Annotated in this window: 26 protein-coding genes; 16 read left to right on the plus strand and 10 right to left on the minus strand. The window is 62.8% G+C overall.

The window, feature by feature from the left end:
* From AT959_RS10845 to AT959_RS10900, 12 genes are all read left to right on the plus strand, one after another.
* On the plus strand, window positions 1–257 hold a 257-nt coding region (locus AT959_RS10845; RefSeq protein ID WP_205629885.1), incomplete at its 5' end, for a MotA/TolQ/ExbB proton channel family protein.
* Complete coding sequence (locus AT959_RS10850) at window positions 258–677, plus strand: ExbD/TolR family protein (RefSeq protein WP_066882980.1); 420 nt, start codon at window positions 258–260, stop codon at window positions 675–677.
* Window positions 678–801: 124 nt separating this feature from the next.
* Window positions 802–1,347 carry an iron transporter gene (locus AT959_RS10855; RefSeq protein ID WP_066882981.1) on the plus strand — a complete coding sequence of 182 codons (546 nt, stop codon included), beginning with the start codon at window positions 802–804 and terminating at the stop codon, window positions 1,345–1,347.
* A 2-nt stretch (window positions 1,348–1,349) separates the two neighbouring features.
* The gene (locus AT959_RS10860; protein ID WP_066882982.1) at window positions 1,350–2,822 is read left to right on the plus strand and encodes a carbohydrate porin; all 1,473 of its coding nucleotides are present in this window, start codon (window positions 1,350–1,352) and stop codon (window positions 2,820–2,822) included.
* Window positions 2,823–2,830: 8 nt separating this feature from the next.
* Window positions 2,831–3,163 (plus strand): cupredoxin domain-containing protein, encoded by a 333-nt coding sequence (locus AT959_RS10865; RefSeq protein ID WP_066882983.1) that lies wholly within the window; start codon window positions 2,831–2,833, stop codon window positions 3,161–3,163.
* 24 nt (window positions 3,164–3,187) lie between these two features.
* Window positions 3,188–3,991 (plus strand): FTR1 family iron permease, encoded by an 804-nt coding sequence (locus AT959_RS10870; RefSeq protein ID WP_066882984.1) that lies wholly within the window; start codon window positions 3,188–3,190, stop codon window positions 3,989–3,991.
* A complete protein-coding gene (locus AT959_RS10875; RefSeq protein WP_066882985.1) occupies window positions 3,984–5,381 on the plus strand; it encodes a 4Fe-4S binding protein in 1,398 nt (465 codons plus the stop codon). The genes AT959_RS10870 and AT959_RS10875 overlap by 8 nt, the downstream gene beginning before the upstream one ends.
* A gap of 34 nt (window positions 5,382–5,415) precedes the next feature.
* A complete protein-coding gene (gene feoB / locus AT959_RS10880) occupies window positions 5,416–7,359 on the plus strand; it encodes a ferrous iron transport protein B (RefSeq protein ID WP_066882986.1) in 1,944 nt (647 codons plus the stop codon).
* Window positions 7,360–7,361: 2 nt separating this feature from the next.
* Window positions 7,362–7,619 carry a ferrous iron transport protein A gene (locus AT959_RS10885; protein ID WP_083518336.1) on the plus strand — a complete coding sequence of 86 codons (258 nt, stop codon included), beginning with the start codon at window positions 7,362–7,364 and terminating at the stop codon, window positions 7,617–7,619.
* Window positions 7,620–7,691: 72 nt separating this feature from the next.
* Window positions 7,692–8,177 (plus strand): bacterioferritin, encoded by a 486-nt coding sequence (gene bfr, locus AT959_RS10890; protein WP_066882987.1) that lies wholly within the window; start codon window positions 7,692–7,694, stop codon window positions 8,175–8,177.
* 9 nt (window positions 8,178–8,186) lie between these two features.
* A complete protein-coding gene (gene bfr, locus AT959_RS10895) occupies window positions 8,187–8,669 on the plus strand; it encodes a bacterioferritin (protein WP_066882988.1) in 483 nt (160 codons plus the stop codon).
* A 156-nt stretch (window positions 8,670–8,825) separates the two neighbouring features.
* Complete coding sequence (locus AT959_RS10900; protein ID WP_066882989.1) at window positions 8,826–9,935, plus strand: YeeE/YedE family protein; 1,110 nt, start codon at window positions 8,826–8,828, stop codon at window positions 9,933–9,935.
* An 18-nt stretch (window positions 9,936–9,953) separates the two neighbouring features.
* On the opposite strand, the gene AT959_RS10905 is transcribed toward AT959_RS10900, so the two are convergent.
* Window positions 9,954–11,180, minus strand: a complete 1,227-nt coding sequence (locus tag AT959_RS10905) for a hypothetical protein (protein ID WP_066882990.1) — start codon at window positions 11,178–11,180, stop codon at window positions 9,954–9,956.
* 248 nt (window positions 11,181–11,428) lie between these two features.
* Here AT959_RS10905 and AT959_RS10910 point away from each other — a divergent pair, with 248 nt between their 5' ends.
* The gene (locus tag AT959_RS10910) at window positions 11,429–12,982 is read left to right on the plus strand and encodes an MltF family protein (protein WP_083518353.1); all 1,554 of its coding nucleotides are present in this window, start codon (window positions 11,429–11,431) and stop codon (window positions 12,980–12,982) included.
* 59 nt (window positions 12,983–13,041) lie between these two features.
* Window positions 13,042–13,812, plus strand: coding sequence for a substrate-binding periplasmic protein (locus tag AT959_RS10915; protein ID WP_066882991.1), 771 nt, complete (start codon window positions 13,042–13,044; stop codon window positions 13,810–13,812).
* A gap of 106 nt (window positions 13,813–13,918) precedes the next feature.
* On the opposite strand, the gene AT959_RS10920 is transcribed toward AT959_RS10915, so the two are convergent.
* From AT959_RS10920 to AT959_RS10960, 9 genes are all read right to left on the minus strand, one after another.
* Entirely contained in the window at window positions 13,919–14,542 is a 624-nt protein-coding gene (locus tag AT959_RS10920; protein WP_066882992.1) for a rhodanese-like domain-containing protein, read from the minus strand.
* Window positions 14,539–16,260: a thiosulfohydrolase SoxB gene (gene soxB, locus AT959_RS10925; protein WP_066882993.1), complete on the minus strand. Its 1,722-nt coding sequence runs from the start codon at window positions 16,258–16,260 to the stop codon at window positions 14,539–14,541. The genes AT959_RS10920 and soxB overlap by 4 nt, the downstream gene beginning before the upstream one ends.
* A gap of 114 nt (window positions 16,261–16,374) precedes the next feature.
* Entirely contained in the window at window positions 16,375–17,010 is a 636-nt protein-coding gene (soxX, locus tag AT959_RS10930) for a sulfur oxidation c-type cytochrome SoxX (protein WP_066883070.1), read from the minus strand.
* A gap of 12 nt (window positions 17,011–17,022) precedes the next feature.
* Entirely contained in the window at window positions 17,023–17,838 is an 816-nt protein-coding gene (gene soxA / locus AT959_RS10935; protein WP_066882994.1) for a sulfur oxidation c-type cytochrome SoxA, read from the minus strand.
* 69 nt (window positions 17,839–17,907) lie between these two features.
* Window positions 17,908–18,219 (minus strand): thiosulfate oxidation carrier complex protein SoxZ, encoded by a 312-nt coding sequence (gene soxZ / locus AT959_RS10940; protein ID WP_066882995.1) that lies wholly within the window; start codon window positions 18,217–18,219, stop codon window positions 17,908–17,910.
* A gap of 36 nt (window positions 18,220–18,255) precedes the next feature.
* Window positions 18,256–18,723: a thiosulfate oxidation carrier protein SoxY gene (gene soxY, locus AT959_RS10945; protein ID WP_066882996.1), complete on the minus strand. Its 468-nt coding sequence runs from the start codon at window positions 18,721–18,723 to the stop codon at window positions 18,256–18,258.
* A gap of 24 nt (window positions 18,724–18,747) precedes the next feature.
* The gene (locus tag AT959_RS10950; RefSeq protein ID WP_066882997.1) at window positions 18,748–19,821 is read right to left on the minus strand and encodes a c-type cytochrome; all 1,074 of its coding nucleotides are present in this window, start codon (window positions 19,819–19,821) and stop codon (window positions 18,748–18,750) included.
* A complete protein-coding gene (gene soxC, locus AT959_RS10955; protein ID WP_066882998.1) occupies window positions 19,805–21,151 on the minus strand; it encodes a sulfite dehydrogenase in 1,347 nt (448 codons plus the stop codon). Before soxC ends, AT959_RS10950 begins: the two co-directional genes overlap by 17 nt.
* A gap of 33 nt (window positions 21,152–21,184) precedes the next feature.
* Entirely contained in the window at window positions 21,185–21,517 is a 333-nt protein-coding gene (locus tag AT959_RS10960) for an ArsR/SmtB family transcription factor (RefSeq protein WP_066882999.1), read from the minus strand.
* Window positions 21,518–21,709: 192 nt separating this feature from the next.
* On the opposite strand from AT959_RS10960, the gene AT959_RS10965 reads away from it, so the two are divergent.
* A complete protein-coding gene (locus AT959_RS10965) occupies window positions 21,710–22,015 on the plus strand; it encodes a c-type cytochrome (protein WP_066883000.1) in 306 nt (101 codons plus the stop codon).
* Between the two features lie 12 nt (window positions 22,016–22,027).
* Window positions 22,028–23,305 (plus strand): FCSD flavin-binding domain-containing protein, encoded by a 1,278-nt coding sequence (locus tag AT959_RS10970; protein WP_088178959.1) that lies wholly within the window; start codon window positions 22,028–22,030, stop codon window positions 23,303–23,305.
* Window positions 23,306–23,398 lie beyond the last annotated feature (93 nt).

Below are 23,398 nucleotides of genomic sequence, written 5' to 3' on the forward strand. Positions count from 1 at the left end.
TCTCCGGCCAGGCCGCCCTGGAAAAGGTCGCCGGCCCGGTCGGCGAAGCGCTGATCATGACCGCCGCCGGCCTCGCCGTCGCCCTGCCCGCCGTCTTTGCCTACAACGCCTTCACCCGCGCCAACCGCGTCATCCTGGCCGATCTCGACGGTTTCGCTCACGACCTGCACGCCTTCTTCACGGTCGGCAAGCCGTTTGCCGCCAACAGCGCCCAGATTCACCCGATGCGCGCCCGTGCTGCGGCGGAGGTGGCCTAAATGGCGATGGGCAGTTTCAATTCGCAAAGCCACCAGATGCCGACGGCGGAAATCAACATGACGCCGCTGGTCGACGTAATGCTGGTGCTGCTGATCATCTTCATTATCACCGCACCGCTGATGACGCATTCGGTCAAGGTCGATCTGCCGCGCGCCGCCAGCACGCCGACGCCGGAAAAGCCGATGACGCTGCAGGTGGCGATCAACGCCGAGAACGCCGTTTTTGTCGGTTCCGAGACGGTCGACCGCAGCGCTCTCGAACAGAAGTTCCGTGAGGCCGTCGCCCAGGATGCCAACGTCGAAATGCATCTCAAGGCCGACCGTGCCACCCGTTACGAGACCGTTGCCGAGACGATGAGCGCCGCCCGCCGGGCCGGGCTGACCAAGATCGGCTTCGTCACGCAGCCGGGCAACGAATAGTTACCCGTCACCCCGTCGTTTTTGCTTCACCAACCATCCTCAAGCCAGCGCCAGCCAATTAGCCAGCCCCGATGAGGGGCGGCTTTTTTTGGTCGGCCAGCCAGAGACTTTCAGGGAGTCAACAATGCTGTCCACCAAAAAAATCATCAGCGCACTCGTACTGGCCGCCGCCTTCGCCAGCTCGGCCCAGGCCCTCGAATACCCGATCGGCGTGCCGCAGCACCGCGCCGGCATGGAAGTAGCCGCCGTCTATCTGCAACCGGTCGAAATGGAGCCGGAAGGCCACATGCGCAAGGCGTCGGAATCCGACATCCACATCGAAGCCGACATCCACGCCCTGGCCAACAACCCGAACGGCTTCGAGGAAGGCGCCTGGATTCCCTACCTGCTGGTCAAGTTCGAAGTTTCCAAGATCGGCGGCGACTACAAGGTCGCCGGCGATTTCATGCCGATGGTCGCCAACGACGGCCCGCACTACGGCGACAACATCAAGCTGGCCGGCCCCGGCAAGTACAAGGTGAAGTACACCGTGCTGCCGCCGTCGGAAAACAAGCACGCCCATTTCGGCCGCCACACCGACCGCGCCACCGGCGTTCGTCCGTGGTTCAAGCCGTTTGAAGTCGAGTACGAATTCACCTACGTCGGGATCGGCAAAAAAGGCGGCTACTGATCATGCGCCTCGCCAAACTGACCGCTGCGCTGGTCGCGGCGGGGCTGGCCCTGCCTGCCCTGGCCGCCCCGACCGAGAGCGCATTGCTTGAAAAACTGGCTGCCCGCCTGGAAAAACTGGAAGCCCGCAACGCCGACCTGGAAAAGGAAGTAAAGGCGCTGAAGGGTGAAAACGAACGCGTCGCCCAAGGCCTCGACAGCCCGCGCCTGTCGCAATACGAGCCGGAACTGACGGTACGCCTGAAGGCGGTCGAAAAAGACGCGCTGGAAATGAAGAAGGCCTCGAAGATCGCCGAAGGCCTGGAAGGCATCAAGGTCGGCGCTTCGCTGGCCACCGTCGGCCAGCATGCCTGGGGCCTGCCCAAGGATATCGACAACGGCAGCAGCCAGCTCAACTACCGGGCCGATGTCTCGGTCGAACTGCCGCTCGCTCCGGTTGGCGACATCGACCACAAGCTGTTCGCCCACCTGCGCATGGGCCAGGGTCTCGGCCTCAATGCCGCTTTCTCCAATCTCGGCCACTTCGCCAGCGCCCCCAATGCGCTGGCCTTCCGCGCCTCCGGCGCCAGCCCGGACGACTCGGTCACCATCCTCGGCCAGGCCTGGTACCAGGCTGCCATTCCGCTGCCCTTCCTCGGCTTCAAGCCCTACTCGCGGGAAACCCTGGAGCTGACCTTCGGCAAGATGGACATCTTCGGCTTCTTCGACCAGAACGCGGCGGCCGGCGACGAATCGAAGCAGTTCCTGAACTCGGTCTTCGTCCATAACCCGCTGCTCGATGCGGCCGGCGAAGTCGGCGTCGATGCCAACGGCTTCCAGCCCGGCTTTGTCGCCTCCTACCTGAACTACTTCGACAAGCCGCAGCCGTGGCGCCTGTCGGTCGGCGTCTTCGGCACCGGCGACAAGGGGGCCAACTACCAGCGCAGCCTGAGCTCGCCGCTGTTGATGGTGCAGGCCGAGAAACAGCTGCGCTTCGACGGCCTGCTCGGCAACTATCGCCTGTATGGCTGGAACCGCAGCCAGGGCGTCGATTACGACGGGACGCTGAACAAGCATACCGGGATCGGCGCTTCGATCGACCAGCGGGTCGGCGACGGGATCCGGCTGTTCGCCCGTTACGGCAAGCTGGTCAAGGGCGAACTGCCGTTCAACCAGGCGGTTACCGCCGGTGCCGAGTTCTCCGGCAGCTACTGGAGTCGCGGTGCCGACGCCCTCGGTATCGCCGGCGCCTGGCTGCAGTCGGGCAAGGGCTACCGGACGAGCACGGCCAGCGCCTGGCTCGACGACAACCAGTCGCTGCTGGCCTACAGCTTCACGCCGCAGGGTGCCGAGCAGGTCGCGGAAGTCTATTACCGCTACCGCGTCTCGTCGCAGTTCGAGCTGTCGCCGGACTTCCAGTACGTCACCAACGGCGGTGGCAATGCGGATGCCAAGTCGGTCAAGGTCTTCGCCGTGCGCGCCAATATCGCTTACTGAGGAATCATATGAAACACGCTCTCCATTCCGTGGTTTTTGGCCTTTTTCTGGCGTCGACCGCAGCAATTGCCGACGACATGCCGACCATCAAGCTGTTGATGAAGGACGGCCGTCTTTTCCCAGAAACGCTGGAAGTACCGGCCAACACCCGCTTCCGGCTGGAGGTGAAGAACGAGGGGCCGGGGGCCACGGAATTCGAGAGCCTGGAATTGAAGAAGGAACTGGTGCTGGCGCCGGGCGTCACCCGCAACCTGGTCTTCTTTCCGATGAAACCCGGCACTTACAAGTTCTTTGACGATTTCCACCCGGAAACGGGCCAGGGCAAGATCGTCGCCAAATAAAAACAAGCCGCAACGGAGCACAGCATGGGTAACGCCTTTTTCGTAGTCTGGCGGGAAAGCCTCGAAGCCTTCCTGATCGCCGGCATCCTCTACGCCTGGCTGCAGGCCAACGACAGCAGCGGCAAGGGCAAGCGCGCCCTCTTTGCCGGCCTGGCCGCCGGTGCCGGCCTCGCCCTGCTGCTCGGCTGGGCGCTGCTCTCGGTGCAGGATGAACTGACCGGCGAGGCGCTGGAAATCTTCCAGACGGCGACGCTCTTCGTCGCCGCCGGCCTGATTACCCAGATGGTGCTCTGGATGCGCAAGCATGGCCGGCAGATGAAGGCCCGGTTGCATGCCGACCTCGCCTCGGCCCGCGAACGCTCCGGCTTCCTCGGCGTCGCCATCGTCGCGGCGCTGGCCGTCGCCCGCGAAGGGGCGGAAACGGTGATCTTCCTCTACGGCCTGGCCCAGGGCGGCGAAATGTCGGCGCTGGCCTTCGGCAGCGTCACCGGCTTCGCCGCCGCCGGCTTCACCGCCTGGCTGGCCGCCCGGAGCCTGGCCAAATTGAATATCGGCCTGCTCCTGCGACTGTCCTCGATCCTGCTGCTGATCCTCGCCTCGGCCCTGCTGATCGCCGCCATCGACCGCCTGATAGGCGCCGGCTGGCTGCCGCCGCTGCTCGATCCGGTCTGGGACAGTTCGCTGCTGATCGACGACACCACCAAGGCCGGCAAACTGATCGCCGACTTTTCCGGCTACCGCGCCCGCCCCGCCCTGAGCAGCCTGCTCGCCTGGGCCGCCTACTGGGGCGTCGTGCTCTTCGCCTGGCGGAGAACCGGCCGTGGCTGAACAAGTCATCCAGTTCCACCCAAGTAAGCTCGCGCCCCGTACTCGACTGGCAAAAGTCGGCCTTTTCCTGAGGAAAAACCGCCGCCCTATCATCGCCCTCCAGTGGCTGATCGTTGTCCTCTACGCCGCGATGGTCATCATCCCGGCGTTTTTGCCTTTGCCGCCGGAAAGCGCCCATATCTGGGACAACCTGCGGCTGTTCGCCCAGTTCTGCTTCTGGGGCCTGTGGTGGCCGGGGGTGATGATCGCCACGGTGACCATGGGCCGCGTCTGGTGCGGCCTGTTCTGCCCGGAAGGCGCGATTTCTGAATGGGTCAGCCAGTACGGCCGCGGCAAGGCGTTGCCCGGCTGGCTCAAATGGTCGGGCTGGCCTTTCGTCGCCTTCATCTGCACCACGGTCTACGGCCAGCTGGTCAGCGTTTACGAATATCCGCAGGCCGCGCTGCTGGTCCTTGGCGGCTCGACCATCGCCGCCATCGTCATCGGCCTGCTCTACGGCCGCGAGAAGCGCATCTGGTGCCGCTACCTGTGCCCGGCCTCCGGCGTCTTCGCCGTGCTGGCCAAGATTGCCCCACTCCACTACAAAGTCGACCGCGCCGCCTGGGACCGCCATCAGGGTGATTTCGAGCCGGTCAATTGCGCCCCGCTGCTCGACGTCCGGCGCATGACCAGTGCTTCCGAATGCCATAGCTGCGGCCGTTGCGCCGGCCAGCGCGACGCCGTCACCTATGCCGCCCGCTCGCCGTTCAGCGAAATCCTCGATTTCAACAACCCGGCCAAGACGCCGGATGCGCTGACCCTGGTTTATGGCGTACTCGGCGTCGCCACCGCCGCCTTCCAGTGGACGCTCAGCCCGTGGTTCCTGCACGCCAAGCTGGCGCTGGCCGAATGGCTGGTCGAGCATGACCATTTCGCGCTGCTCGACAACGATGTGCCCTGGTGGCTGCTGACCCATTACCCGGAAGCCAACGATCTGTTCACCTGGCTCGACGGCGCCCTGATCCTCGCCTACCTGCTCGGCGGCGGCTTCCTGCTCGGCAGCCTGCTGCTGGTCGGCCCGGCCCTGGCCAGCCGCCTGCTCAAAAATAGCGCCTTGAGCTGGCAGCGTTTCACCCTCGCCCTGACGCCGCTCGCTGCGGCCAGCGTCATCCTCGGTCTGTCGATGCTCACCGTCACCCACCTCAAGGCCGAGCATCTGTGGCTGGGCTGGTTGCCCGGGTTCCGCATCGGGCTGCTCGCCGCCGGCTGCCTGGGTAGCCTGTGGCTGGTGCTGCAGCTAGTCCGCCGGTCGACGGCCCAAAAATGGCAAAAAGCACTGGCCGGACTGGTCATGCTGTCGCCGCTCGGGCTGATGGCGACGATCTGGAGCCTGGTTTTCTTCATTTGGTAGGAAAATCACGGGCAACCGTTATCACGACAAACCAATGACGCTTTCCGCCAGCAACGCCATCCTCCTCGTCGGCCACCCCAATGTCGGCAAATCGGTGCTCTTTCACCGCCTGACCGGGGCTTACGTCAACGTTTCCAACTACCCCGGTACCACCGTCGAAGTGACCCGGGCCAGCGCCCGCTTCGACCATCAGGTCGCCTTGCTCGACACGCCGGGCGTCCTTGCCCTGCCCTCGCGCAGCGACGACGAACGGGCGACGATGCGCGCCCTGCTCAAGGAATCGACGCGCAGCCTGGTCCAGGTCGGCGATGCCAAGAACCTGCGCCGGACACTGACCCTGACCGCCCTGCTCGCCGAACTCGGCGTGCCGATGGTGCTCGCCCTGAACATGCACGACGAAGCGGCAGCGCGCGGCGTCACCGTCGACATTGCCGCCCTCGGCGAAGAACTCGGCATGCCGGTACTGGCCACCGTCGCCACCGGCGGCGAAGGCATCGGCGAACTGACGGCCAGCCTGGGCCAGGCCCGGGCGCCGCAAGCCCTGCTCCGCTACGACGCCGCAATCGAGGACGACATCGGCCGGGTCAGCGCCTGGATCAGCCACCATGCCGCCCACCCGCACCTGACGGCGCGCGGCCTGGCCATCCTCTATCTCGGCGGCGATTCGGAAGTCGCCGACTGGTTGCACCAAACGGCCGGCGAACAATTTGCCGAACTGGCAGCACTCCGTCAGGCAGCGGCAAGCCGGGCGGAAGGCGACCTGCCGACCCTGCTTGCCCGCGAACGCACCGAGGCGGCCGATGCGCTGGCCGCCAGCGTCATCCAGCGCGCCGTCAAGAGCAGCCCGCTGCTCTCGCAACGCATCGGCCAGTATGTCGTGCATCCGCTGTGGGGCATTCCCATCCTGCTCGGCGTGCTGTTCGCGGTTTACGAATTCGTCGGCGTCTTCGGCGCGACGACGCTGATCGGCCTGATGGAAGAGGATCTCTTCGAAGGCATCCTGAACCCGGCCTTCACGCATTTCGTCACCGCTGCGGTCGACCTCCCCTGGTTGCAGGAATTGCTGGTCGGCCAGTACGGCCTGTGGACGATGGGCATGACCTACGCGCTGGCGCTGATCCTGCCCATCGTCACCACCTTCTTCTTCGCCTTCGGCGTGCTCGAGGACTCGGGCTACCTGCCGCGCTTGACGGTGATCGCCAACCGCCTGTTCGCGCTGATCGGCCTCAACGGCCGCGCCGTGCTGCCGATGGTGCTCGGCCTCGGCTGCGTGACGATGGCGACGCTGACGACACGTATCCTGCATTCGCCGCGCGAACGGCTGATCACCATCTTCCTGCTCGCCCTCGCCATCCCGTGCTCGGCCCAGTTGGGCGTCGTCCTCGGCATGTTGGGCGGCGTCTCCTTCACGGCCGTGCTGATCTGGGCCCTGGCCATGGTCGGCGTCCTGCTGCTGGCCGGCTTCCTCGCCGCCCGGCTGATCCCCGGCCGGCGCATTCCGCTGGTCACCGAATTGCCGCCGATGCGCCTGCCTATCCTCGGCAATGTGCTGAAAAAGACCGGCGGCCGGCTCAAGTGGTACCTGATCGAAGTCATCCCGCTCTTCCTGCTCGGCACCTTCATCATGTACGCGCTCGACAAGACCGGCGCCCTGCCCGCCATCATCGAAGCCGGCGAACCGCTCGTCACCGGCTGGCTCGGCTTGCCCAAGGAAGCCTCGGCCGCCTTCGTCATGGGCTTCCTGCGCCGCGACTTCGGGGCCACCGGCCTGTTCGCGATGGCACACAGCCTGTCGCCGATCCAGGCCGTGGTCGGCATGATCACCATCACGCTGTTCATCCCCTGCTTTGCCAGCCTGATGATGATGGTCAAGGAACAAGGCGCCAAGACAGCGCTGCTCATGGTCGGCCTGATCGTGCCCTTCGCCTTCTTCATCGGCGGCTTGTTCAACATCGCGCTGCGCGCCCTCTGGAGCTGAGCATGTCACCCAAACACGAAGCCCGCTTGCCGCTCGCCTTCATTCAACCGGGCAGCGAAGTCCGCCTGGCCGCGCTCGGCGACGAAATCGACCCGCTCCAGCGCGAACAACTGACCGCCTACGGCCTGGCCGAAAACCGCCCGCTGCGGGTTTTGCAGCAGCGGCCGATGACGGTCATTCTGGCCGACGAGGTGGAACTGGCGCTGGAACATGCGGTCGCAAGGCATATCTGGGTGGAAAAGGATGTTGCCAACGCCTAGAATGGGCGCTCGGGCCAGCCAGCCGTAAGCCGCCAGCCAGCCGCCAGTTTCCAACGAACTCCGGAGAACTCCATGAAGGGCGACAAGAAAATCATCGACATCCTCAACGGCCTGCTGGCCGGCGAGCTGACCGCAGTCGACCAATACCTGATTCACGGCGAAATGTACGCCGACATGGGCCTCAACCACCTGGCCGAGAAATCGATTCACGAATCCGACCACGAGCGCCAGCACGCCCGGGCGCTGATCCAGCGCATCCTGTTCCTCGAAGGCAAGCCGGACCTCAGCAAGCGCGACGCCCTGAAGATCGGCAAGACCGTGCCGGAGATGCTGAAATCCGACCTTGCCGTCGAATACAAGGTCGATGGCGAGCTGAAGAAAGCCATCGCCGCCTGCGAAAAAGCCCAGGACTACGTGACCCGCGACATGCTGGCCGTGCAGCTCGACGATACCGAGATGGATCACGCCTACTTCCTCGAAAAGCAGTTGAAGCTGATCGAACTGGTCGGTTTGCAAAATTACCAGCAGAGCCAGATGGGCTCGGGCAACCCGGCTTAAGGAGCAGGCATGAAAGGCGAAAAGAAAGTCATCGAAGCCCTGAACAAGGTGCTGAAGAACGAACTGACCTCGATCAACCAGTATTTCCTGCATGCCCGCATGTTCCGCAACTGGGGTCTGGAAAAGCTCAACGACTACCAGTACAAGCAGTCGATCCGCGTCATGAAGGAAGCCGACGAGGTCATCGAACGCATCCTCTTCCTCGAAGGCCTGCCCAACCTGCAGAACCTCGGCAAGCTGCTGATCGGCGAGAATGTCGTCGAATGCCTGCAGGGCGACCTCAAGTACGAGCAGACCATCCAGCGTCCGCTGCTGATCGAAGCCATCGCGCTGTGCGAGGAACTGCAGGACTACGTCAGCCGCGACCTGCTCGAAGAACTGCTCGAACACTGCGAAGAAGCCATCGACTGGCTGGAAACCCAGCACAGCCTGATCGACAACGTGACGCTGCCGAACTACCTGCAAGCCCACATGGAGCCGGGCGAAGGCTGATTCCCCTCCAGCCCTGCCCGCGAAAAGCCGCAGCCCGTCTGCGGCTTTTTGCTGCCCGCCGCCCCGGCATCCATTAGCCGGTGCTGATCGAGCCGGTGCTAAACTTGGCGTTTTCGGCCGAGCCCGGCGGTCGACTGCTCCAGCAAGGCAAAAACCATGGATTTCGACAGCCTGACAGACTTTCTCGGCGAAAAAACCAGCATCGCGCTGGCTGGCCTGCTGGTCGGCCTGCTCTTCGGCATCTTCGCCCAACGCTCCCGTTTTTGCATGCGCTCGGCCGTCGTTGAATTCTGGAACCGGCACGGCACCGCCAAGCTCGCCATCTGGCTGTTCGCCTTTTCAAGCGCGCTGATCTCGACCCAAACTTTCATCAGCCTCGGCTGGCTCGATGTCTCGCAGGCCCGCCAACTCTCGGCCACCGGCAGCCTCTCCGGCGCCCTGCTCGGCGGGCTGCTGTTCGGCATCGGCATGATCCTGGCCCGCGGCTGCTCGTCGCGCATGCTGGTCCTCGCCGCCAACGGCAATCTGCGCGCCCTGCTCACCGGCCTGATTTTCGCCGTCACCGCCCAGGCCTCGCTGAACGGCCTGCTTTCGCCGCTGCGCCAATGGCTGGCCGGGCTGTGGACCATCGCCGGCGGCAGCACCCGCGACCTGCTCGCCACCTTGCACCTCGGTCACAGCGGCGGCATCGTCTTTGGCCTGCTCTGGCTGGCCGCCGCCATCCATTTCGCCCGGCGCAGCCGGCTGCACCACCTGGAATGGCTGGGTGGGATCGGCGTCGGCCTGATGGTGGCGCTGGCCTGGCTGCTCACCTACCAGTTCGGCAGCCAGTCCTTCGAAATCGTCCCGGTGCAGAGCCTGAGCTTTACCGGCCCCTCGGCCGACACGCTGATGCTGGTGCTGTCGCCGCCCGGCCAGCCGTGGGATTTCGACAGCGGCCTGGTTCCCGGCGTCGTCCTCGGCTCCTTCCTCGCCGCACTGTGGGGCCGCGAACTGAAGCTGGAAGGTTTCAAGGATGGCCACAGCATGCGCCGCTACATCGCCGGCGCCATCTGCATGGGCTTCGGCGGCATGCTGGCCGGCGGATGCGCGGTCGGCGCCGGCGTTTCCCGCGCCGCAGTCTTCGCACTGACGGCGTGGATCTCGCTGATCGGCATGTGGCTCGGTGCCGGCCTGACCAACCACCTGCTCGACCGCCCGCCGCGGCAGAACGTCAGGGCAATGTCCGCCAGCCCCCTGAATGGACAATCGCCGGCCCAGCCCTGAAAGCGCTGTTTGGCGCGTCTAGAACAGGATGCCGAACAGACGCTTGAGGAGTTCCTCAAGCGGCATCATGGTCAGCAGCAGCGGCGCGATCGGGACCAGCGCGGCGGCCGCTAGACGAACAATGGCGTCCCGGGTCACCGGCGCAATACGCATGCTGCGCACCACCTCGTAACTGTTGCCAAGATCGGCCAGCGACTGGATATCGCCGCTGCCGATCAGCGGCTCGTCGGCCGGCGCCCCGCCGCGCAGCCATTTGCGGTCGAATTCGCGGACATAGCGCTCGGCCAGCATGCCGAACTCACGCCCGCCGCGTCGCCGGGCCTGGGCCAATTGCGGTGAAAAGACCAGCAGCGGACCAAAAACCAGGCAAAGCAGGAAGACGACCAGAAGAAAGATCTCGGCCTTGAATTCGGGCAAGGCCGCGCCGACGAAGAAAATGCGATTGGCGAGCTGGCCGGCAACCAGGGCGCCGTGGGCGACGGCAAGCACGGCAAAGGCGTAGACGGTATTGGCCAGAAAACCGAGACCGCCGAGCCGGTCCGGGTGGGCAGGCAGCAAGTCCAGTTCGATGCGTGAGACCTGCCACAGGAAACGTGCCCAGATGAAGAGGCGGAAGTACCAGCGAATCAACAGGAACTGGAAGACCGGCAGGCTGACGTAGCCATACCAGATGCCGGCCAGCGACAGCTTCGACTCGCCGGCCGCGGGCAGCGAATACCAGCTCGCCGCGTCGAGGGCGATGTAGTGGCGCCAGATGACCAGCACCCCGAGACCATAGACCAGGCTGATCAGGATGACTTCGGCGAGCACCGAATTGCGCAGCCGGAAGGCCGCCTGGATCGCCGCATCGAACTGCTCCTTGGCCGCCTCGGGAATCAGTTTGCGTTCGAGGAAGGCCTGGACGATGGGGCGCATGCGCTGGTGCACGACCAGTTCGGCAATGATCAGCAACGGCATCGCCAGCAGAAAGCGGACGTGCACCTCGATGTCCCAGAGAAACGGCATGGCGACGCTGCCGCCCCAGACATGTCCTTCCAGCGCCGCAAGCAGCAGCAGCGGCAGCCAGGCAAAGAGCGAGATGACGACAATGCGCTGGCGCACCATCATCAGCGCGTCGTCCGACAGATGCGCCCGGCGTAGTAGCTGGAAAAGCGGGCCACCGATGACCAGGGAGAAATTCTGCGCATCCCGGAACGCACTGTCGCCGGCGCTCAGTGGCGGTCGGGTGCTTTGGTCATTGCTCATGATCGTCCATCCCTTTCTTTCTGGCGACGCACTGCTGGCAAGCCATCCGCCCGGCCAGTTGCCTATTCCGAGGGGATAAGACAAGCATAGCCTGATGTCCGCCCCCTTCCAAGGCAGGCTGCACCTCCTTTTGCGTATTGACCGCATGAGCGGCTTGACTACACTGAAACCATTGAGGAGGCGGGGATTAGGGCTTAGCCAAGGAGACCTCGCGGCTCTTCATCAAAAAAGCCGAAGGAGTGCTGATCATGTTGAAGAGTGACTGCCGGCCAGCGCGCCGCCCCACTGATTCTCCTTCGGCCTGCTGGCGGCCCATCCTCGCCCTGCTGGCCTTGGCCGGCTCATTGCTGGCCGGCCCGGCCCAGGGCGCGGCCGACGCCAAGCCGGCCGCCGAGAAGGCGCCACGCCAGCAACTCAGTATCACGACGGAAGAGTTGCTGCGGCCGCAGACCGACGATCTGGACGGAATGCTCAAGCGCCGGGTGATTCGGGTACTGACCGTCTATAGCAAGACCTTCTATTTTGTAGACAAGGGCGTGCAGCGCGGGGCGACCTACGATTTCGCCCGCCTGTTCGAAGCCGATCTGAACAAAAAACTGGCCAAGGACAAACAACTCAAGCAAAAGCATCTCAAGCTGCGTGTGGTGCTCATTCCGGTCGCCAGAAGCGAGTTGCTCCGCGCACTGGCAGCCGGCAAAGGCGACATCGCAGCAGCCAACCTGACGATTACCGAGGAGCGCCAGAAACTGGTCGATTTCTCCACTCCGGTCTATCAAAACGTCAGCGAATTGGTGTTATCGGGTCCGGCTTCGCCGGCGTTGACCAGCGTGAACGACCTGGCCGGAAAGACGGTCTTCGTCCGCAAGTCCTCCAGTTATTTCAGCAGCCTGCAAGCCCTCAACCAACGCTTCGCCAACGAGAAAAAGCCGCCGGTGATCCTCAAGGAAGCACCGGAAACGCTGGAAGACGAAGACCTGATCGAGATGCTGAATGCCGGGCTGATTCCGCTCATCGTCGTGGACCGGCACAAGGCCCTGTTCTGGCAACAGGTCTTTCCCGGCATCAAAGTCCATGAGGATATCGCGCTGCGCACCGGCGGCAGTATTGCCTGGGCGATCCGCAAGAACAGTCCGCAACTGAAAGCCGCCGTGGACGACTTCATCATCCGCAACGCGGCGGGCACGGCAGCCGGCAACACGATTCTGACGCGCTATCTGAAATCGGCCAAATACGTGAAGAATGCCGCCGCCGAAACCGAACGCCAGAAGTTTCTTGATCTGGTCGGCTATTTCCGAAAATATTCCGACCAATACGAGGTCGACTGGCTGTTGATGGCGGCCCAGGGCTATCAGGAATCGCAACTCAACCAGGCTGCCCGCAGCCGCGTCGGGGCGATCGGCGTCATGCAGGTCATGCCGGCCACCGGCAAGGATCTTGGCGTCGGCAACATCGTCGAAACCGAGGCCAACATCCATGCCGGCATCAAGTACATGCGCTGGATGATCGACCAGTACTACGGCAATGAACCGATGAGCCAACTGGATAAGGCGCTCTTTGCCTTTGCCTCCTACAATGCCGGGGCCGGGCGCATTGCGCAGTTACGCAAGGAAGCCGCCAAGCGCGGCCTCGACCCCAATATCTGGTTCCATAACGTCGAATATGTCGCAGCCGAGAAGATCGGCGCCGAGACCGTGACTTACGTCAGCAACATCTACAAGTACTACATCGCCTACCACCTGGTAATGGAAGCCAGGGCTGAGAAAGAGCAGGCCATGGAAAAAATGAAGGGGACGAGTAAATAAGGATTCCTTAAACTACCCCCTGTGCCGAAACCGCCCGCAAGCCGAAGCAAACCAAGTTCATGAGCGCCCTCACCTGCCTGCAATCGACTGCCAGACTCGCCGGCCAGTTCGCGCTGGCGGCGCTGCTGGTCGTCGGCAGTGTCTGCCAGGCCGACGACAGGAGCTACCGGGTGGCCGTCATCGGGTATTCGCCACCGCTGTCCTATACCGACGAAAGCGGCAAGCTGACCGGCTTCAACATCGAGGTGGCGCACGAACTGTGTGCCACGCTGCAGATTCGCTGCCAGTTGCAGCCGATGCCCATCGAAAACATCGTCGACTCGGTCGCCGCCGACGACAGCGCCTTTGCCGTGGTCGGCTTCATTCCGACGCCCGAGCGGCAACAGCGGGTGCTGTTCTCGAAGACTTATTTCCACTCGCGCAGCGTCTGGCTGGCCAGGCCGGGTTTGGCGCTTGGCAAGTCGCCGAAGCCGGTGGCCGTCATCAAAGGTTCGGCGCAGGCCCGCCACGCCGAGGCAATGGGCTGGAAAAGCATCCCGGTCGTCACGCAAAACGAAATCCCGGCCCTGCTCTCCACCGGCAAGGCCGATGCCACCCTGCTGCCGATGCTCGGCGCCCTGGCGCTGCTCCGGGACAAAAGCCTGCAGCCCCTGCTGCTTGAATCGACCATCCTGACTGATCCGACAATGAGCGGCTCACTGCACATGCTGGTCAGCCCGAAAGAGGCGCCGCTGGTCGAGCGGCTCAACGCCGCCATCGACCAGATCAAGCGCGACGGGCGTTTCGACCGCCTCAACTCGCAATTCATGCCGTGGTTCAAGATTCAGTGACTGATTTTTGAATTTGTCGTTCCCGCGAAGGCGGGAACCCAGTCAACGCGCAGCTCCTGGATTCCCGCTTTCGCGGGAATGACGCTTAACTGAACGGTATTGCCTTTCAGCGCGGGAAATACATCCGGCTCTTGTCCAGTTTGTAAGTCCACGGCAAATTGGCGTTTTTCCAGCCGTTGACCGCCCGTTGCCCGTCTTTCGGGCCACCTTTGACGGTATCGCCTTCCACTCCTTCGGCGACGCTGTAAACCTTGCTGTAGCCTGCCATCTGCAGACGATCCTGGGCCTTCGAGCTGCGGTCGCCGGAGCGGCAGATCAGGATGATGGTGGCGTCCTTGCCCAGCCCCATGTCCTTCAGGCGACGCTCCAGTTCCGGCACGAAATCCTGGTTCGGCTCCAGCTTGTACATGAAGCGCTTGTCGTCCCACTCGGTCATCAATTCGGGATGCTCGACGAAAGGCACCAGGGCATCGGCATCGCTCGGCCAGCCGACATACATCGCTTCGGCCCGGGTCCGGACGTCGAAGAAGGCGACGCCTTTCAGATCTTTCTTCTTCATGTCGTAGGCCTGCTGCGGCGTCAGGTAAAGGCCGAGCTTGGACTTCTTGACCTCGGGCAACTTGTCCCAGTCCGTGCTGCCCGGCGCCCAATCGGCGGCAAAGGCCGCCGAGGACAGCGCGAGCAGGCCGACGGCCAGCCATTTTTGCAGCGAAATTCCCATTTTCATCATGCCATCCCCGGATTGTTGGCAGCGCCCTTCAGCGTTGGCAGATTGAGATTGACCGGCTTGACCGTCTTGATGTCGCGCAGGTAGGTGGCAACGACTTCCCAGATCGGTTCACCGGCATTTTTCGCTTCTTCCGACACCGGCGCCCAGCCCGCCACCTTGTAGTTTTTGGCCGGATCGATCGGTTGACCGCGCAGCATCATGTTCTGGATGCGGCTACCCATCTTCGCGGTCGGGTCACAGGTCCATTGCAGGCCGCCGACGCGCACCATGTCGCCGCCCTGCTGGTAGTACGGGTCGGGGTTGAACAGGTTGTCGCAGACATCTTCGAGCACGGTCTTGATCATCTCGCCACTCATGTTGGTCACCGTCGTCCACGGGTAGGTGATGGCGGTCTGGTCGAGCACGTGTTCCATCAGGATCGGCTGCCCGGGCAGCAGCGAGGTACCCCAGCGGAAGCCGGGCGAGAAGGCGATTTCCGCATCTTTCACTTTCATCAGCGCGTCGAGGATGACCTGGTCGAAGGTGCCGTTGAAGTTGCCACGGCGGTAGAGCAGGCCCTCGCTGACCGCCAGCTTTTCGTTGAGCTTGGACAGGTACGGCGCGCGTGCCTTGTCGATCAGCGTCTGCATGTCCTTGTCGGCCGGCAGCAGGTTGGCGAAGACGGGCAACAGCTTGTAGCGGAAGTCGGCGATCTTGCCGTTCTTGACGTCGAAATCGAGCACGCCGAGGTATTTGCCGTTCGAGCCGGCATTGGTGACCAGCGTCTGGCCGCCGGCATTCTTGACGACGACCGGCGCCGGCATGCCGTCGTGGGTGTGGCCGCCAAGAATGGCGTCGATGCCTTTGACGCGCGAAGCCATCTTGAGGTCGACGTCCATGCCGTTGTGCGACAGCACGACGACGACCTGTGCGCCGGCGGCACGGGCTTCGTCCACGGTCTTCTGCATGTTGTCTTCCTGGATGCCGAAGCTCCAGTTCGGCGTCTGCCAGCGCGGATTGGCGATCGGCGTGTAGGGGAAAGCCTGGCCGACGATGGCGACCGGCACGCCGTTCATCTTCTTCATCACGAAGGGTTTGAAGACGGCGTCGCCGAAGTCGGTGGTCTTGACGTTCTGGGCGACGATGTCGATCTGGCCGGCGAAATCCTTTTCCTCGATTTCCTTGACGCGGGCCTCGCCGTAGGTCGATTCCCAGTGCAGGGTCATGACATTGACGCCAAGCGCCTTGCAGGCATCGACCATGTCCTGGGCGTTGGACCACAGCGCCGTGCCGGAACCTTGCCAGGTGTCGCCGCCGTCAAGCAGCAGCGCCCCCGGGCGGTTGGCCTTCATGCGCTTGACCAGCGTCGCCAGGTGGGCGAAGCCGCCGACCTTGCCGTAGGTTTCGGCCGCCTTTTCGAAATTCAGGTAGGTGTAGGCGTGCGCCTCGATGCTGTTCGGCTTGAAGCCGAAGTGCTTGAGCAGATGGTCGCCGACCAGGTGCGGCACCTTGCCGAACTGGTCGCCGAAGCCGAGATTGACGTTCGGCTCGCGGAAGTAGATGGGCAGCAACTGGGCATGGCAGTCGGTGATGTGCAACAGACTGACATTGCCGAACTTGGGCAAGTCATACAGTTTGGCCGCGCCCTTTTCGGCCAGTGCGAAATCACTATGCAGCGTCATGCCACCTGCCGCGGCAACAGCCATGACCTGCAGGAACTCCCGGCGATTCATGCTCATTTCAATTTCCTGGAAAAGTAGTCATTGGTCCGTCGTCCCCGCGGCGGCGGGGACCCAGTCGGCGGCTGGATTCCCGCCTACGCGGGAATGACGGGGATGGCCGAGGTACCTGCACTAGTCCTTGTTCACCGGCGATTCCGGGTCCATCAGGAAGGCCACGATGTGGGTGATCTGCTCCGGCGTCAGCCAGCTGTGCAGGCCGAAACGCGGCATGTTGGTGCAGGCCGTGAAGGCGTTGGAGTTGTAGATCTTGTCGTAGGCGTACTTGATGATTTCGTCGGAATTGCCGCGAATCTTGGCGAAGTGGTTCAGGCTCGGCCCGATCGTGCCGTAGGCGACTTCCTTCTTGGCCAGTTCGTGGCAGGCGTAGCAGTTGCCGCCGCGCACCCGACCGACCGGGTCGGGCTGGATGAAGCCGATGTGGCCGCCGGTGCCAACCGCGGCCAGCTTCTCGCCTTCCTTCCAGTCGCCGATCAGCTTGCCGTCCACCGGATAGCGGATGGTCGCCTTGTTCAGCTTTTCGAGCTTCTCGCCGATCTTGCGCGGCGGGTTGTCGCGATACTCGCCGCAGGTTTTCATCGTTTCGTCCTGCTCCAGCCGGCTCATCCAGTACTTCGGATTGTCCGCCCGGAACGAGGTGCGGAACATCTGCTCGGCTTCCTTGGCATACTTGCCGCCGGGCGCTTCGGCCAGGGCCGAACCGGTGACTGCTACGGTCAACAGGCCAAAAAGGGCAATTTTCAGTTTCATGGTCATCCCCTCTTAGCGCTTGATGCCCGGCGTTTCCATCACGGTGCCGGTCGCGGTTTTTTGCAGGTAGGTTTCCAGCGCGATGATCGAATCGGCCAAGTAGTTCGGCTCCGGCCAGCGCGCCTGGCGCATGCAGTCGATCAGCCGACGCTGCATGGTCCACACGGCACCCTGCGACACGCGGTAGGACGGCCAGGTCTTCATCGCGAAGCCGGCGCCATCCTTGGTCGTCAGGTTGCCGAGTTCCTGCAGGCGAATGCGCTTGCCTTCCTGGCCGTGGCAGATCGAGCAGGAAAAATCCTGCGGGCCGGAGCGGCGATAGAAGATGTATTCGCCCATCCTGGCCATCTTGGCCTCTTCCGGATGCGTCGCCGTAACACTGATTTTGACGCCGTTCGACTTGGCGCCAATGAAGGTGACCAGCGCCTCGATGTCCGACTCGGTCCCTGGCTTCGAATACCAGTTCCTGGTTACCTCTTCCGGCTTGAAGCCCTGCAGCGTCACCATGCAATGGACGAGGCGTGATTCGACGTCCATCACCTTGTTGGTGTCCTTGAAATACTTCGGCAACTGGGCGTAGGCGCCTTCCAGCTTGCCGGGGCCGAGGCCCATGTCGCATTGTTCAAGCGAGGCGTTTTTCGGGCCGCGTTTTTCCGACCACAGGCCTTCGCCCTTCACTTCCAGCAAGTCAGCCGGATTGCCGTCAGCCAGCGCTTCGCGATACTTGGCGATCTCGTCGCTCACCTTGCTGTCCTGGGCCAGCAGCGGGCCGGCAAAGAGGCCGGCGACAGCGGCGCCGGCCAATGTCTTGATCAAACCTTGGATCATTCTCTATTCCTCCGGGGAAAAACCAGCGGCAGCTACGGTCTACGCCGTCTGGCTGCCGTTTTTCAGGCTTCAGCCAATAGCGGCTTCGTCGGTGCGGCTATCGCCCTTGTTGTCTTTCCAGGAAACGACGATCTTGTCGCCCTTGGCGCCGCCCTTGAAGCGGAAGGCCAGGTACGGGTTCTTCGACACCGAAGGCCCGAACTCACTGCTCAGCACCAGCTTGTCGTTGTGCTTGGCGGTCAGTTCGGTAATGAACCAGGCCGGCACCTGTGCGCCGGCAGCATCCTTGCGCTGGCCGGTTTCCATTTCGTGGCTGATCAGCACTTTGACTTCGGTAACGCCATCCTTGTTGGCGGCGCGGATTTTCATCGGATTTGCCATGTAGTACTCCTTGAATTCTTTAAATGTCGTGACCGATTAGCCGCCGCAGCCGCCGAGGGTGACCTTGATCTCTTTCGTGGCCATGAAGAACTTGCCATCCGACTTGACCAGGGCGTAGATGTTCGAGGTCTGGCCCATCTTGATACGGGTCTGGACATTGGCCTCGGTGCCTTCCGGCAGCACGAAGGTGGCGGCCAGGGCATTCGGATTCTTTTCGACCAGGATGGCGACCATCGTGATGTTGGGCAGCGTCGAGCTGACGCCGACCGGGACGACGGCGCCGTTTTCGGCGATATCCGGACCGGTGACCTGGACATCCTTGCTGTCGGCCGGGGCGCCAGCACCCAGTGCCTTCAGCGTATCGGCCATGCTCTTGGCGTCAAAAGCCGTCTTGTTCCAGTCGGCCAGGGCCATGCCCGGGGTGATGATGCCGGCAGCGGCGAGAACGCTCATCAGGGCAGCGCCCGAACCGGCCTTCAATACATTGCGACGTTGATTGTTCATAACTTCTCCTCTGTAGAAATGGTGTTACTTGGCGCCGGACAGAATCCACTGCACCAACGTCTTGACGTCCTCGTCCTTCAAATGCGCATTCGGCGGCATCGGCACCGAGCCCCAAACGCCCTGCCCGCCAGCCTTGACCTTGCCGATCAGGCGCGACTCGGCGTCGGTCTGCCCGGCGTAACGGGCGACGACTTCGTTGTAGCCGGGGCCGACGATCTTGCTCTTGATGCCGTGGCAGGCCATGCAGCCGCTCTTCGTCGCCAGTTCCAGCGTGCCGGCATCGGCCGCCTTTTTGGCGGCCTCGGGGCCGAGCGTGCGGGTACCGCGCACCGGGCCGAAGCTGCGGTTCTGCTCGGCTAGTTCGCCGTGTGCCGTACGCGCGTACTCGGGCAGGGTCGAGCCGATCTGCACTTCCTGCTTGCAGTTCTTCATACAGGCCTTGTTGGCCGTATCCGGCACACCACCGTTGCCGATTCCGCCCTTTTTGGCCGGGGCGCCCGGCCACATGCCGTGGTCGGTCGTCATGCCGTTGCGGTTGGGCAGCAGCTTCTGAACCTCGGCAATGTTCTTGTCGGACAGCACGAAGTCGGCCGGCACCATTTCCGACAGGTTCAGCATGTAGGCCAGAATGGCGTAGACCTCGTCCGGCTTCAGCGACTTCGGCGCCGTCCACGGCATGGCGCGCTGGATGTAGTCGAAGACCGTCGAAATCGTCGCCACCTTGGTGAATGTGGTGCGCTGCGGCAGTTCGCCGGACGACAGGCCCTTGACGCGGCCGGTCTTCATGTCGTCCTTGGTCGTGCCGCCGACCAGCGGCGTGAACACTTCGTTCGACTCGCCGAAGGTACCGTGGCAGGAGGCGCACTTGGCCTCGAACAGTTCCTGGCCCTGATCGACCGAACCCGAGCCTTTGGGCAGGCCCTTGAAGTCGGGGCGGACATCGATATCCCAGGCCTTCACTTCGGCCGGGGTCGCCGGGCGGCCGACGCCCTTGAAGTTGTCGAAGGCGAGTGCTGCGGTCGACGCGGAAAAAAGGGCAAAAACGAGAAGGGTCTTAGTGCCACGAAGGCAAAAGCTGGCACTAGAGAACTTGAACATTGCTGACCTCCCCGCTTTCGATGATCTTCCAGGACTGGATGGCGTTGTTGTGATAGATCGATTTGGTGCCGCGCACCTTGCGCAGTTGTCCGTAGGTCGGCTGGACGTAGCCGGTTTCGTCCATCGCCCGCGACTGCAGGATGGCCGGTTTGCCGTCCCACACCCAATTGATGTTGAAGCGGGTCAGCGCCTTGTTCTGGATCGGCCCTTCGAGACGTGCCGTCTGCCAGTTGATGCCACCGTCGAAGGAGACATCGACCTGCTTGATCTTGCCGCGGCCCGACCAGGCGAGGCCGGAAACGTTGTAGAACCCGTGGTCGAGCAAGGTCTGGCCGCCGGAGGGCGTGGTGATCACCGACTTGGCTTCCTGGACCGAGCTGTACTGGCGATGCAGTCCGTTCGGCAGCAGGTCGATGTAATGCACCGCTTCGTCCTTGGTCGCATACGGCTGGTCGCCGACTTCGATGCGACGCAGCCATTTGACCCAGGAGACGCCCTGCACGCCGGGCACCACCAGGCGCAGCGGGTAGCCGTTTTCCGGGCGCAGCATTTCGCCGTTCTGACCGTAGGCGACCATCACTTCGCCGCTTTCCACCATTTCCATCGGGATGGTGCGCGTCATCGACGAACCGTCGGCGCCCTCGGCCAGCACGTAGCGCGCCTTCTTGTAATCGACACCGCAGTCGTCGAGCAGGTATTTCAGCGGCACGCCGGTGAATTCGGAACAGGACAGCATGCCGTGCGTGTATTGCACGGTGGGCACCGCGACATTGCCCCACTCGAGGCCGGTATTGGCGCCGCATTCGATGAAGTGGATGCGCGAGGCCGAGGGCAGGCGCATCAGTTCGTCGAGCGTATAGACCTTGGCCTTCTTGAGCAGGGAATCGTCCGAGCCATTGACCATCAGCCGGTGCTTGGACGGATCGATGTCGTGCCAGCCCTGGTGATGGCGCTCAAAGTGCAGGCCGGACGGCGTGATGATGCCGAACAGCCCCTGCAGCGGCGCAAACGACACCGAGGCACCGCCGACGCGGGCCAGGCCCGGCGATTCGCGGCGCAGCAACTGGCTTTCGTACTGCGACGGCATGCCATAAGGGCGGGCCGCTACCGGCTGGCCGAGCGAGGTGGTCCACGCCGGATTTTGCAGAATATTGGCGTCGCCTTCGCTGGCCCGCGCCGCCAGCGGCGCGGTCAGCGCCGCACCGGCAGCAAGAAAGCTCTTGCGCAGGAAATCGCGCCGGCCACTGCCGACTGCCTTGACCTGCTCGTCCGACAGGAAATTTTCCGGTGCAGGCCGCAAACGTCCCGGCTGCTTGACAATATCCACCATAGAGATGACTCCCCTCCGTTGTTTGAATTCCAACTACCGCTTCGCCTGGCCGGCCACACCCATCTGCTCGCCGAGATCGCGGCTGGCCACGGTGATGCTGACCGTCCGGCAGATGTCGACGAAATTGGGATCGACCACGCGATACAGAACCGAGCTGCCCTCCCGCCGCCGGTCAACGACGCCCGCCCGATACAGAATGTTCAGGTGGCGCGAAATGTTGGCTTGCGTCAGGCCGATTTTTTCCACGACTTCATGGACCGGGCGCTCGTCGGCGCACAAACAGGAGAGAATGCGCAACCGCGTCGGATCAGCCAGTAATCCGAAGTAATTAGCTACCTGCTCGTAGACCTGCTGTGCCTCGTCCATGTCGTTTTTTTGATTTGAATTAAGAATCAATGTATAACTACATACTTATATAGTCAACTACTAATATTATTGCAATGCAGCATGCATTTTGAGACAAAGGCCTATACCCTTCGTCTTGCGCTGATACGCACAAATCACTAAGAATTTCAGGCTATATAGTCCGTATCTACATCATTCAGAGGAGATGTCTTGATGAAAATATTCACCACCGTCGCCACGGTGTGTCTGCTCGCTGCCACCAGCACCGCACAGGCCGCCGACCCCAACCTCGCACGCAACCTGGCCGCCACCTGCGCCAATTGCCACGGCACCAACGGCAATGCCGTCAAGGGGTCCGGCATGGATTCCCTGGCCGGCATGGAGAAGGCCAAGACGCTGCAAAAGCTGGCTGATTTCAAGAGCGGCGACAAACCCGCCTCGATCATGCACCAGATCTCCAAGGGCTATACCGACGAGCAACTGGACCTGATCGCCACCTATTTCGCTGCGCAAAAGTAAGGGAAAAACACCATGATGCTGATGAAAAGACGTGATTTCCTGAAAGTCGGCGCGGCAGCCGGCGCCATGTCTGCACTGTACGGCTGTGCCGGCGGCGGCAAGGCGAGCGGCCATGTGGTCGTGGTCGGTGGCGGCTACGGCGGGGCGACCATCGCCAAGTACCTGCGCATGTGGAGCGAAGGCGGCGTCCAGGTGACACTGATCGAGCGCAACCCAACCTTCATCTCCTGCCCGATCTCCAACCTGGTCATCGGCGGCAGCAAGACCATGGAAGACATCACCGTCAGCTATGACGGCCTGAAGAACCGATGGGGCGTCCGCGTCATCCAGGACGAGGTTGCTGCGGTCGACGCCGCGAAAAAGACGATTTCCCTGAAAGCCGGTGGCAGCATGAGCTACGACCGGCTGGTGCTGTCACCGGGCGTCGATTTCATGTGGGACGAAATCCCCGGCCTGAAGACAGCCGAGGCCCAGAGCAAGATCCTGCACGCCTGGAAAGCCGGCCCGCAGACCGTTGCCCTGCGCAAACAACTGGAAGCAATGAAGGACGGCGGCACCTACGCCATTTCCATTCCGAAAGCCCCCTATCGCTGCCCGCCCGGACCCTACGAGCGCGCCTGCCTGGTCGCCGACTATTTCAAGAAAAACAAGCCAAAATCGAAGGTCGTCATCCTCGATGCCAACGAAGACGTGGTCTCGAAGAAAGGCCTGTTCATGAAGGCCTGGGGCGATCTCTACAAGGGCACGCTGGAATATCGCAACAACGCCGAAGTGAAGGATGTGGACGTCGCCAGCAACACCGCCATCCTCGAATTCGACAAGTTCAAGGCCGACGTGCTGAACGTCATCCCGCCGCACCGCGCCGGTGATATCGCCCACAAGTCGGGCCTCAAGCTGATCAACAACCGCTGGGTGGACATCAACTGGCTGAGCATGGAATCGACCAGCACGCCGGGCATCCACGTCCTCGGCGATGCCATCTTCCCGGCCCCGACCATGCCGAAGTCCGGCCACATGGCCAACCAGCACGGCAAGCTGGCTGCCGCTGCCATTCTCAACCAGCTGGCCGGCCTCGAACCGAGCCCGACCCCGGTCGTGATGAACACCTGCTACAGCTTCGTCGATGCCAAGAACGTCATCCACGTTTCCTCCGTCCACCAGTACGACGCCGCCACCAAGACCGTGCAACCGGTCAAGGGCGCCGGCGGCGTTTCCGCCGCCCGCAACGAACTGGAAGGCAAGGTCGCCATCGGCTGGGCCAAGAACATCTGGGCCGACATGCTGACCTGAGATTTACCGCTCCAAATGAACAAAGGCCGCGCTTGCGGCCTTTGTTCATTTGGCAGAGCCAATCGATCGGCGTCAAACACCGACAGTCCAGCC

It is taken from the genome of Dechloromonas denitrificans (genome assembly GCF_001551835.1).
In the GTDB taxonomy this organism is placed as follows: Bacteria; Pseudomonadota; Gammaproteobacteria; order Burkholderiales; family Rhodocyclaceae; genus Azonexus; species Azonexus denitrificans.